Annotated in this window: 11 protein-coding genes; 4 read left to right on the top strand and 7 right to left on the bottom strand. The window is 69.4% G+C overall.

Features of this window, described 5'->3' with window-relative positions; all coding sequences use genetic code 11:
* The coding region (locus CEP50_RS09080; RefSeq protein ID WP_146134769.1) for an FCD domain-containing protein at positions 1 to 369 on the top strand (369 nt) is incomplete at its 5' end.
* 453 nt (positions 370 to 822) lie between these two features.
* Here CEP50_RS09080 and CEP50_RS20090 read toward each other — a convergent pair.
* From CEP50_RS20090 to CEP50_RS09060, 4 genes are all read right to left on the bottom strand, one after another.
* Positions 823 to 984 carry a hypothetical protein gene (locus CEP50_RS20090; RefSeq protein ID WP_181188293.1) on the bottom strand — a complete coding sequence of 54 codons (162 nt, stop codon included), beginning with the start codon at positions 982 to 984 and terminating at the stop codon, positions 823 to 825.
* A gap of 2 nt (positions 985 to 986) precedes the next feature.
* Positions 987 to 1,994, bottom strand: coding sequence for a TerC/Alx family metal homeostasis membrane protein (locus CEP50_RS09070; RefSeq protein WP_106113491.1), 1,008 nt, complete (start codon positions 1,992 to 1,994; stop codon positions 987 to 989).
* 298 nt (positions 1,995 to 2,292) lie between these two features.
* The gene (locus tag CEP50_RS09065; protein ID WP_445596575.1) at positions 2,293 to 3,429 is read right to left on the bottom strand and encodes an SPFH domain-containing protein; all 1,137 of its coding nucleotides are present in this window, start codon (positions 3,427 to 3,429) and stop codon (positions 2,293 to 2,295) included.
* Between the two features lie 22 nt (positions 3,430 to 3,451).
* On the bottom strand, positions 3,452 to 3,892 hold the full coding sequence (locus tag CEP50_RS09060) for an NfeD family protein (RefSeq protein WP_106113489.1): 441 nt from the start codon (positions 3,890 to 3,892) through the stop codon (positions 3,452 to 3,454).
* Between the two features lie 320 nt (positions 3,893 to 4,212).
* Here CEP50_RS09060 and CEP50_RS09055 point away from each other — a divergent pair, with 320 nt between their 5' ends.
* Positions 4,213 to 4,416, top strand: a complete 204-nt coding sequence (locus tag CEP50_RS09055) for a cold-shock protein (protein ID WP_106113488.1) — start codon at positions 4,213 to 4,215, stop codon at positions 4,414 to 4,416.
* A gap of 448 nt (positions 4,417 to 4,864) precedes the next feature.
* Positions 4,865 to 5,641: a hypothetical protein gene (locus CEP50_RS09045; protein ID WP_181188296.1), complete on the top strand. Its 777-nt coding sequence runs from the start codon at positions 4,865 to 4,867 to the stop codon at positions 5,639 to 5,641.
* 65 nt (positions 5,642 to 5,706) lie between these two features.
* Here CEP50_RS09045 and CEP50_RS09040 read toward each other — a convergent pair whose 3' ends face one another.
* From CEP50_RS09040 to fabG, 3 genes are all read right to left on the bottom strand, one after another.
* Positions 5,707 to 6,747 (bottom strand): ferrochelatase, encoded by a 1,041-nt coding sequence (locus CEP50_RS09040; RefSeq protein ID WP_219905398.1) that lies wholly within the window; start codon positions 6,745 to 6,747, stop codon positions 5,707 to 5,709.
* 65 nt (positions 6,748 to 6,812) lie between these two features.
* Positions 6,813 to 7,580 carry an enoyl-ACP reductase FabI gene (gene fabI / locus CEP50_RS09035; protein WP_019854445.1) on the bottom strand — a complete coding sequence of 256 codons (768 nt, stop codon included), beginning with the start codon at positions 7,578 to 7,580 and terminating at the stop codon, positions 6,813 to 6,815.
* Positions 7,581 to 7,629: 49 nt separating this feature from the next.
* A complete protein-coding gene (gene fabG, locus CEP50_RS09030) occupies positions 7,630 to 8,334 on the bottom strand; it encodes a 3-oxoacyl-ACP reductase FabG (protein ID WP_106113485.1) in 705 nt (234 codons plus the stop codon).
* 230 nt (positions 8,335 to 8,564) lie between these two features.
* On the opposite strand from fabG, the gene CEP50_RS09025 reads away from it, so the two are divergent.
* Positions 8,565 to 11,468 (top strand): FAD-binding and (Fe-S)-binding domain-containing protein, encoded by a 2,904-nt coding sequence (locus CEP50_RS09025; RefSeq protein WP_106113484.1) that lies wholly within the window; start codon positions 8,565 to 8,567, stop codon positions 11,466 to 11,468.
* Positions 11,469 to 11,474 lie beyond the last annotated feature (6 nt).

Here is an 11,474-nt window from a genome sequence, read left to right as displayed (position 1 = left end):
GGGGACGAACTGCTCACCCACCCCGCCTGCGACCCCAGCGACCTCTCCGACGCCGAGATGCACGAGGCCGACCGCGCCTTCCACGCCCGCATCGTCGCCGCCGCCGACAGCCCCGTGGTCACCGACCTCTACAGCGCGCTGCGGGAACGACAGCTCCGCGTCACCGCCACCGCCCGCACCCACGAGTCACCACGGCGAAGTACGGTCACCGACCAACACGTCCGGCTGGCCACCGCCCTGCGCGACGGGGACGCCACCGAGGCCAAACGGTGCCTGCGCGAACACCTCGCCCACACCATGCGGGCCATCGGCCTGAGCGAGGACTTCCCCACCGGAGCACATCCGACCGGCGGCCTCGACCGAGGATGACGGCTTCTATCCGTAGCCCGGCACCGGTGACGGCCGGCACGAGCGCGCAAGCCCTCCCCTGCTCATCGGTGTCGGCGAAACGGACCGGGGCTGCGGCCGGGGTGCTGACCTCTGAACCCTCATGCTCGGGGTGTGTCGTCCCAGCGCCAGGTGTCCCTCCGGGGGTGGCCGGGAAGATCCGCGCGTCCGGTGGCCCACAACAGGGTCCGCCAGGGTTCCGTGGTGCCCGGAGCATCCGGGAACAACCGGTACGGTCTCCCAGCAGTCCCACTCCAGGCAGCCGGCGCCTTGGCCGACCACGCGGTGAGGGAAGCCTCACGAAGGACGGCCACGGCGAGCCCCACGGCAAGGTCGAGCTCGTCCGCGGTGACACGGCACGGGGATGGACCAGTATCGGCTGATCCGGACACGGAGGAACCCTACGCAGCCCGAACAGGGCCACGCCCCTCCTTTTCAGCCCCGTCCCGGGAACAACGGACGACCACCGCCCCTGCGGACACCACCCCCGCGAGAGGGTCGCAGCGGACGGGCCGCGGCCAGCACCGCACAACTGACCAACAACGCCAACAGCAGGAAAACGGTGAGACCGATCTCGACGAGCACCTCGATGATCATGGTCAGCTCCTGCCAGCAGCCTCCTCCACGGCACGACGCTCGGAACGCAGGCTGGTCACCGTGACCACTCCGAGAATCACCACGATCACCGCCAACGAGACGAACGTCGGGATCTCGGGAACCGCCGGCCAGAGCCCGTGGGCCCAGTGCAGCATGAGCTTCACACCGATGAAGGCCAGGATGAGCGCCAGCCCGTGGTTGAGATACACCAGTCTACCCAGCGCGGAGCGCAGAACGAAATACAACGCCCGCAGCCCCAGCAGTGCGAACGCGTTGGTCACGAACACCAGGTAAGGGTCCTCGGTGACACCGTAGACGGCAGGCACCGAGTCGACGGCGAAAACCACGTCGGTGGCGAAGACCGCGACCACCACCACGCTCAGGGGGGTCAACGCCCTCCTGCCCGCCTGGCGGACCGTCAGCCTGGCCCCGTGGTACTCGTCGGTGACCGGCATGAGTCTGCGCAGCAACCGGACGGAACGCAGTTGGGAGACGTCCCGTTCCACGGACTCCCCGGCCAGGGCCTCCCGCAGGATCTTGACCGCGGTGACGAACAGGATCCCCCCGAAAACCAGAAACGCCCAGGCTCCCGCCTGCAACAGGGCCGCCCCCAGCGCGATGAAGACTCCCCGCAGCACCAGGGCCCCGACGATGCCGTACAGCAGCACCCGTTGCGCCAGCGCGCTCGGAACCGCGAACGCCGCCAGCAGCAACATGAACACGAACAGGTTGTCCACCGACAGGGACTTCTCCACCACGAAACCGGTGAAGAACTCCACCGCCTGCGTGGTGCCGATCCACCACCACAGCCCGAGCCCGAACACCAGCGGCAGGGCGAGGTAGAACACCGACCAGCCGACCGCCTCGCGCAGGGACACCTCGTGCGGGCGGTGCGTGACGGCGAAGTCCATCGTCAACAGCCCGAGCAGCACGACGATGCTGATCCCCCACAACCAGGGGGACCCCACCGACTGCACCTCGGCGGCGAGCACGGACACACCACTGACCACGGGAGAACCTCCGGAACGACGCGTTCGAGGTCTCCTTCGCCCCGGGCGGGGCCGCCAGCCGGGGACATCCCGGATGTCCGTACTGACCGGTCCGACGTGGTGAAGTACTCCCCTCTCGGTGGCTGATTGTAGGTGTTTTTCGTTTTCGGTGCACTTGTCCGATGATTTATTTCATTTTTCACTGAAACTGCGGACGCAAAAATACAGGGAGTTCCTCCTCTCCCGGCACGAAAAGCGGGGGCGGAACCCCGTCGGGTTTCCGCCCCCGCGCCCGTGAACCGTTCCCGAGACGAACGCCCTACTCCTGCCCTTCGGACGAGGCCCGTGGCGTGGTGCTGATGTCGGTGGGCACCTCCTTGCGCGCCACCGCCTCGGCGGCACGCACGGCCTCGGCGACCTCCGGATTGGAGGACATGTCGAACCAGGAGGCCACCGAGGAGTCGTCCTCCTCGGGAGGAGTGACCGGCGGTTCCTCCTGGGGAGGCTCGTAGCGGAAGACCCCGTCCTCGCCGGGGGTGGCGAGCATCCGGGCGAAGCCCTCCAGCGACCTGCTGAACTCGCTGGGCACCACCCACACCTTGTTGGCGTCGCCCTGCGCCATCTCCGGCAGGGTCTGCAGGTACTGGTAGGCCAGCATCTCCGGGGTGGGTTTGGACCGTCTGACCGCCGCGAACCTCTTCTCGATCGCCTTGGCCTCTCCCTGGGCCCGCAGGTACTTGCTGGCCCGCTCCCCCTGAGAACGCAGGATGCTGGACTGGCGTTCCCCCTCGGCACTGAGGATCGCCGCCTGTTTGGCCCCCTCGGCGGCGAGGATCTGGGACTGCTTCTGCCCCTCGGCAGTCTTGATGGCCGACTCGCGCTCCCCCTCCGCGTTGAGGATCATGGCGCGTTTCTCCCGGTCGGCCCGCATCTGTTTCTCCATCGAGTCCTGGACCGAGGGAGGCGGGTCGATGGCCTTCAGCTCAACCCGGGCCACCCGGATCCCCCAGCGCCCGGTTTCGCTGTCCAACACCCCACGCAGCTGGCCGTTGATCTGGTCCCGCGAGGTGAGCGTCTCCTCCAGGCTCATCCCGCCGACCACGTTGCGCAGGGTCGTGGTGGTCAACTGCTCCACACCGTCGATGTAGTTGGAGATCTCGTAGACCGCCGAACGAGCCTCGGTGACCTGGAAGTACACCACGGTGTCGATGGACACGGTCAGGTTGTCCTGGGTGATCACCGACTGCGGCGGGAACGAGACCACCTGTTCACGCAGGTCGATCTTCGCCCGCACCCGGTCGAGGAAGGGAACGAGCATGTTCAGCCCGGGCAGAGCCACGGTACGGAACCGTCCCAGCCGTTCGATCACGGCACTGGTGGCCTGGGGCACGACCAGAACGGTCTTGGACAGCAGCACCACCACCAGCACCACGACCACGAGCAGGACTATCCACACGACAGGTGCCACATCCGCCTCCTCAGGGCTCGGCCCACACCACGGCGACGGCCCCGGAGATCTCCATGACCATCACCGTGCGTCCGACTTCCAGTACCTGCGTCTCGTCGAAGGACCGTGCCGACCACACGTCGCCGTCGATGCTCACCCGCCCGTCGTGGGCGTCGACCGTGGCCTCCACCCGCGCCCGTTTGCCGACCAGGGCGTCCACGTTCGTCCGTGGTTCGACCCCTTCGGCGGTCTCGCGTATCAGACGGCGTTTGACCATCGGACGCGCGAGGAAAACCAGCCCTCCGGACAAGGCGGCGAAAATCACCGCGTCCAGCCACAGCGGCGCGCCCAGCGCCGCGGCCCCGGCGGTGCCCAGCGCGGCGAGACCGAGCATCAACAGCACCAGCTCGCCGGAGGTCACCTCGGCCGCCACCAACACCACACCGGCGACCAACCACACCAACGCGGCCATGCACTCATGGTGACAGACTGGTGTCGCCACTGTGACCTGAGCGACGAAAACGACCGGAGGAATCCCTCCGCACGGGGCACGTGGCGGGGAAGCTCCGACCGCCCCCCTCCCCCGGTGGACCCGTTCGGCGAAGCGGTGTAGAGTTCCCCTTGGCCGTCGTATTTCTGGGTTCGTGTTCGTGCACGCTCGCAGGATGTTGATGCGGGCGAGCTTCTGTCTTTGGTTGTAGCTGGAGTAGTAGCCGTCTGAGATCTCGCGGCCCGGGTGTCCGTGCGGATTCCGGCCACCCGTCATACCCCAAGCTCCCGAAGGAGACAGACATGGCACAGGGAACCGTGAAGTGGTTCAACGCGGAAAAGGGCTTCGGCTTCATCGCTCCGGACGAGGGCGGCCCGGACGTGTTCGTGCACTACTCGGCCATCGACGCCCCGGGCTTCCGCAGCCTGGACGAGGACCAGCAGGTCACCTTCGAGGCCAGCCAGGGCACCAAGGGTCTGCAGGCCGACGTCGTCCGCGCGGTCTGAGTTCACTCTCGTGAACCGGTGGTGGCCGTCCTGGTGGACGGCCACCACCGTGTCCGGCGGGGACCTCACCGGACCCCGCCCCCCTCTCGTGCAGCGTCCGCGCCTCGAACAGTCCCGTGACAACGGGCGGCGTGGACCGACAAGGAGCACTATCAGCACTTCGACACCGTCGCGGCATCGTCCGCGACACCGCGGTCCCACCGACCCCGATCGGCGCGGCCCGAGCACGGTCGGTCCGGTCCAGTTCCTCGAACCGGCTCACACCCACGCCGGTGCCGAACAACCGCCCCGTCCACGCGCCGACCACAGCGAAACCACCATGCGTCGGCTGCGTTCCCCCTTCGATCCCGATCCCGTCCGGGACTGGTGATCCTCTCCCCCTCCCCCTGCTGGTCCGTGGATCTCGCGTTCCGTATCCTCGGCCGACGTGCCATGTCCGAGCGCAACGATGGTCGTGTGGACCTCAGCGTGGCTGCACGGTGCGGCCGCCTCCGATGACGTGATCGACGCGGTCCGGACCTGGTCCGAAGTGAACCAGATTCACGCCGCTGACGAGGAAACCGCCCTGAGACGGGAACTGCCCGGCCCCCGGGACTCGGGGGCGGGCCTGGCGCTGCTGCTCGCCTCGATCCGCAGGGCCGACGGAGACGCCGGAGAACTCGTTCTCCCGGTCGCCGGGGACGCCCGCGGGCTCGACGGATCCACGGAGTTCTCGAAGAACGCGATGCGCCGCGGTGAGGCCGCCGTCTTCCCCACCGCCGGACTGGCCGTGGTTCCCGAACGGGTTGCCGAGGGGATCCTGCGGTGGACCGTGCACGAGGTGAGCGAGTCCCCGGCCCGGGAGCACACCCCGGTGGGCGAGGCCGAACACGGCATGTCCTCGGCGATGCGGGAAGCCGCCAGCACCCTCACCGAACTGGACGTCTCCCACAGCCGCCCGGGGGTGCGCACGGAGATCGCCGCGAACGTCGCCTCCCGCCCCCAGCCCTCGTGGCCGGAGGGGGTGCCGCAGCGTTGTCTCCGCGTGCTTCAGCGGGCCACCGAGGTGGAGGCGATCCTGCGAGTGGCCACCGAGGACGCCCCGGGCGGGGCGGTCTCGGCCTCGGCGGACCGGGCACGCGGACAAGCGCTGCGTCCGCTGTTCGCGGCGGTACGTACGGCCCGCCGCGCGGCCGTGGGCGAGATGGTCCGAACGCTGGCACACAGCGCGGACAAACCGCACTGACACCGACACCGCCGCCGGGGACCGGTCGTCACCACGCGTTTCCGGCAACCCCGACGGCGGTGTCCTCAGCAGCAGCCCTGTGCCACGCACAGAGTCCCGTTGGTGGCACAGCCGGCCTGGACCAGCGGGGACAGTTTGCGGGCCTGGTGTCCCTCGACGTGTTCGGCCACCAAGTCACCGATCATGCGCACATAGCGGGGATCGGTTCCGGCGGTGCTCGCCCGGACATAGCCCATCCCCAGCTCCTGTGCCTTCTCCGCCGCCTCGTTGTCCAGGTCCCAGACCACCTCCAGGTGGTCGGAGACGAATCCCACCGGACTGACGACCACCGCGGGCACCTTCTCGGTGTGCAGGCGTTCGAGGTGGTCGCAGATGTCGGGCTCCAACCACGGCACGCTCGGCGGCCCCGAACGGGACTGCCAGACCACGTCGTAGTCCGCGACCCCCACCGCCTCGGCCACCAAGCGGGCCGACTCGTGCACCTGGCGCGAGTACCAGGAGGAACGACCGTCCGCGCCGGGGCGCTCCTCGGCGCTCAACGGAACGGAGTGGGCCGTGAACACCAGCCGCGCCCCTGCGCGGGTGGCCTCGTCGAACTCGGCGTAGGCGTTGGTCACCGCGTCGGCGTTGGCGGCCACGAACAGGGGATGGTCGTAGAACTGGCGCAGTTTGACCAGATCAGGAGCACGGTCCTGCCCGACCGCCGCCCGGGCGCGGGCGATGTCCTCGTGGTACTGGCGGCAGCCCGAATAGCCGCCCCACGCCGAGGTGGCGAACACCAGCGCCCGGCGCACCCCGTCGGCGGCCATGCGTTCGACCGTGTCCTCGACCAGGGGGTGCCAGTTGCGGTTGCCGAAGTACACCGGCAGGTCCCATCCTCGTCCGGCGAGTTCGCTGGTCAGGGAAACCATGACCTCCCTGTTGAGCCGGTTGATCGGCGACACCCCGCCGAAGTGATGGTAGTGCTCGGCGACCTCGTCGAGTCGTTCCGGCGGCACGTTCCTGCCGCGTGTCACATTCTCCAGAAAAGGCCGTACCTCCTCGGGCCCCTCCGGGCCTCCGAAGGACAGGTACAGCAGCGCATCCACGTCGTCCGAGCCGTTCACACGACCATGATGCCCCCGGGCTCGGCTCTTGGGCGCACCCGGGGGCGAGCTCGGATCCGCCGGGCTCACGCCCCGAGGGCGTGGAACCCTCCATCGGCCATGATCATGGATCCGGTGGTCTTGGGCAACCAGTCGGACAACACACCGCAGACCGTGCGCCCCACCGGTTCCGGATCCTCGACGTTCCAGCCCAGCGGAGCACGCTGTCCCCAGGTGTCCTCCAACTCACCGAAACCGGGGATCGACTTGGCGGCCATGGTGCGCACCGGACCGGCGCTGACCAGGTTGACCCGGATGCCGCTGGGACCGAGTTCCCGGGCCAGGTAGCGGGCGGTGGACTCCAGGGCCGCCTTGGCCACCCCCATCCAGTCGTAGGCCGGCCAGGCCACCCGGGCGTCGAAGTCCATTCCCACCACCGAAGCGCCCTCACCCAACAGGGGCAGGCACGCCCGTGTCAGCGAGTTCAGGGAGTAGGCCGAGATCTGCAACGCCTGGGAGACGTCCTCCCAGGGGGCCCGCATGAACTCGGAGCCGAGGCAGGACTCGGGGGCGTACCCGATCGAGTGCACCACTCCGTCGAGTCCGTCGACGTGCTCGGACACCGCGCCGGCCAGCCCGGCCAGATGCTGCTCGTTGGTGACGTCGAGCTCGATCACCGGCGCCGTCCGCGGCAGCCTCCCCGCTATCCGTTCGACCAGTTTGATGCGTCCGTATCCGGTCAGCACCACCTCGGCGCCCTGTTCCTGGGCCACTCTGGCCGTGTGGAACGCGATCGAGGAGTCGGTGATCACACCGGTGACCAGAATTCGTTTACCCTCAAGCAGCCCGCTCACTTGCATCCTCCACGTGGTAGCTACGACGACTTCGATCGGAAGGGACCGGTCAGTGCCCCATTCCCAGGCCACCGTCGACCGGCACGACGGCTCCGGTGACATAGGCCGCCTCGTCCGAGGCCAGCCAGCGCACCGCCCCGGCGACCTCCTCGGGATCGGCGAACCGGGCCAGCGGAACCTGTGCGAGGATCTCGTTCTTGCGGTCCTCCGGGAGTTCCTCGGTCATGTCGGTGGTCACGAACCCGGGAGTGACCACATTGGCCGTGATGGCGCGCGAGCCGAGTTCCCGGGCCAGCGAACGGGCGAACCCGATCAGTCCGGCCTTGCTGGCCGCGTAGTTGGCCTGCCCCGGTCCTCCGGAGAGCGCCACGGCGGAGGAGATGAACACCATCCGTCCCCGGCGGTTGCGCAACATGCTGCTGGCGGCGCGTTTCGCGACCCGGTAGGCCCCGCCGAGATTGGCGTCGACCACCCGCCGGAACTGCTCCTCCCCCATGCGCAACAGCAACCCGTCGTCGGTGATGCCCGCATTGGCCACCAGCACTTCGACCCTGCCGTGAGCGGCCTCGACCTCGTCGAAGGCAGACGCCACCTGCTCCTGGTCGGTCACGTCACACCGCACCCCCAGCATTCCTTCCGGGGCACCCGAGCCGCGGTGGGTGACCGCCACCCTGTCCCCCGCGGCCAAAAACGCCTTCGCGATGGCCAACCCGATGCCCCGGTTCCCTCCGGTGACCAGTACGGACCGTGCCACTCTCACACTCCCTACGGAAACGTTTCCTCTCCTCTGGCACCCGGCGATCTCCGCCGCACCCGGCGCGAGATTATCGACCCCGGGGGTGTCCTCCGACATCGGCTCCGATCCCGCCACGCTCGCGGGCGAGCCGTCCCACCGCCCCACGAGCAGGGGCTGGCATCCGGAAGCGGCACCGCCCCCGGACCGACCGAACAGGACCACACCCGCCCGGATCTTGGAGCCTCGCGATGAGCACGACGGCCAGAAACGCCGCGTGGAAACCCGAGTTCGCGGAGTCACTGCGTGACTCGCTCACCGGTCAGGCCCGGTTCGACCCGGGAACACGCGCACTGTATTCCACCGACGCGTCGAACTACCGGCGGGTGCCCCGGGGAGTGGTCTTCCCCCGCGACGAGAACGACGTGGCGGCCACCCTCGACGTCGCCCGGCAGTACGGTCTGCCCGTCACCTCGCGGGGGGCGGGAACGAGCGTGGCCGGCAACGCCATGGGTGAGGGGCTGGTGCTGGACTTCTCCCGACACATGAACCGCATCGAGTGGCTGGACCCGCACCGGCGGCTGGCACGGGTCCAGCCGGGGGTGGTGCTGGACACGGTGCGGAACGCGGCCGAACCGTACGGGTTGACCTTTGGTCCGGACCCCTCCACCCACAGCCGGTGCACCCTCGGAGGGATGGTCGGCAACAACTCGTGCGGAACGCACTCGGTGGCCTGGGGCAAAACGGTCGACAACGTGCGCGAGCTGGACGTGCTGCTCTCCGACGGCACCCGGCTGACGCTGGGACCGACCGACCGGGAACGGTGGGAGGCGCTGCGTTCCCGGGGGGACCGGACCGGGCGGCTCTACCAGGGGCTGCACGAGCTGGTCGTCGAGTACGGCCCCGACATCAGGGAGGTCTTTCCCGGCCCGCAGCGTCGCGTCTCCGGCTACAACCTCGACCAGCTGCTGCCCGAACACGGCTCCGACCTCGCCCGAGCCCTGGTCGGCTCCGAGGGAAGCTGTGCCACGGTGCTGTCGGCCACGGTGGAACTGGTGCCCTCCCCCGCCTTCCGGGCGATGGTGGTGCTCGGATTCACCGACGTCTACGCCGCCGCCGACCTGGTTCCCCGGATCCGGGAGCATCCCGTGCTGGCCGTCGAGGGACTCACCGCCGACCTCGTCGAGGTCGTCCGGGAACGCAATCCCGCCTCACCCGCCCTGCCGCTGCTTCCCCGGGGCCGCAGCTGGCTGCTGGTCGAGACCGGCGGGGACGACGCCGGGACCGCCCTGCGGCGGGCCCGGGCGCTGGCCGAGGAGTTCTCCGACCGGGCCGAGTGCGTCGTCCGCACCGAGCCCCGCGAGACGGCCGCGCTGTGGCGGATCCGGGAGGAGGGATCCGGCTACTCGACGCGCATGACCGACGGCTCCCAGCGCTGGTCCGGCTGGGAGGACGCCGCGGTTCCCCCGGAGAACCTCGGGTCCTATCTGCGCGAGTTCGACGCGCTGCTGGGTGAGTTCGGCTACCGGGGGGCCAGCTACGGGCACTACGGAGAAGGCTGTATCCACGTGCGCATCGACTTCGATCTCGGTTCGCGCTCGGGCGCCGCCGACTACCGTGCCTTCCTCGAGGCCGCCGCCGACCTCGTGGCCGCCCACGGTGGTTCCCTGTCCGGGGAGCACGGGGACGGCCAGGCCCGTTCCGAACTGTTGCCCCGCATGTACCCGGCGCGGATACTGGAGGCCTTCGAGAGGTTCAAGAACACCTTCGATCCGGAGGGACTGCACAACCCCGGCGTGATCGCCTCCCCCCGGCCGCTGGACCGGGACCTGCGGGTGCTGGTCGCCCCGCCGCGTGTGCCGAGCGCCACCGAGCTGGCCCTGTCCGCCGACGACGGCGACCTCGCCTCGGCCACCCGCCGGTGCGTCGGGGTGGGCAAGTGCCTCAACACCTCGGGCGGGGTGATGTGCCCGAGCTACCGGGCCACCGGCGAGGAGAAGCACTCCACACGGGGACGGGCGCATCTGTTGTTCGAGATGCTGGCAGGACGGACCGTGGGCGGAGGTTGGCGCTCCGAACAGACCCGGCAGGCGCTGGATCTGTGCCTGTCCTGCAAGGGCTGCAAGACCGACTGCCCCGTGGGCGTGGACATGGCCGCCTACAAGGCCGAGTTCCTGTACCGACACTATCGTCGCCGCCCACGCCCGGCCGCCCACTACTCGATGGGGTTCCTTCCCCTGTGGTTGGCGCTGGCCCGTCCCGTGCCGGGGTTGTTCAACGAGCTGGCCCGGGGTCGGGCCGCTCCGCTGCTGAAACGTCTCGGAGGGATCGCCGCCGAACGCGAACTGCCCCCGCTGGCCCGGCACAGCCTGCTCGAAGCACGCCCGAACCCGCCCGCGCCCGACACGGCCGCCGAACGGGTCGTGCTGTTCCCGGACACCTTCACCAACCAGTTCGAACCGCACATCGGTCTGGACGCGATCGCGGTGCTGGAAACACTGGGGCAGCGTGTGCTGCTTCCCGACTCGACAGTGTGTTGCGGACTGACCTGGTACTCCACCGGCCAGCTCGGAACCGCCCGAAGGGTGCTGCGCCGCACCGCCCGGCATCTCGCCCCACTGGTGCGGGACGACACCCCGCTGCTCGGTCTGGAGCCCAGCTGCACCGCCTTCCTGCGAGGGGACGCGCTGGAGCTGGCCCCCAACGACCCCCACGTCCGTGCCCTGGCAGCGGCGACCCGCACGTTCGCCGAACACCTCTCCCCCCGCTGGGAGCACTCCCCGCGGCAGGCGGGTCCCTCGGAGGAGGCTCTGGTTCAGGTGCACTGCCACCAGTACGCCGAGCTCGGTTTCACCGCCGACCGGGAACTGCTGGAGGCGGCGGGACTGCGTGCCCACGTACTCGACACGGGATGCTGCGGGCTGGCCGGCGACTTCGGTTTCGAACGCGGTCACTACGAGGTGTCCATGGCCTGCGCCGAGCACGCCCTGTTGCCCGCGGTCCGCTCGGCTCCGGAAGGCTCCAGGGTCGTCGCCGACGGGTTCAGCTGCCGCACGCAACTGCGGCACTCCGACGTGACCACACGGCCTGTTCACCTGGCCAACGTGCTCGCCGAGGCCCTGGGGGTGGGAGGTTCCGGTCGGAAGACGCGGTGACCGCGA

Origin of the sequence: Actinopolyspora mortivallis (assembly GCF_003001495.1) — a bacterium.
Taxonomy (GTDB): domain Bacteria; phylum Actinomycetota; class Actinomycetes; order Mycobacteriales; family Pseudonocardiaceae; genus Actinopolyspora; species Actinopolyspora mortivallis_A.
This window is presented reverse-complemented; position numbering and strand designations above follow the sequence as displayed.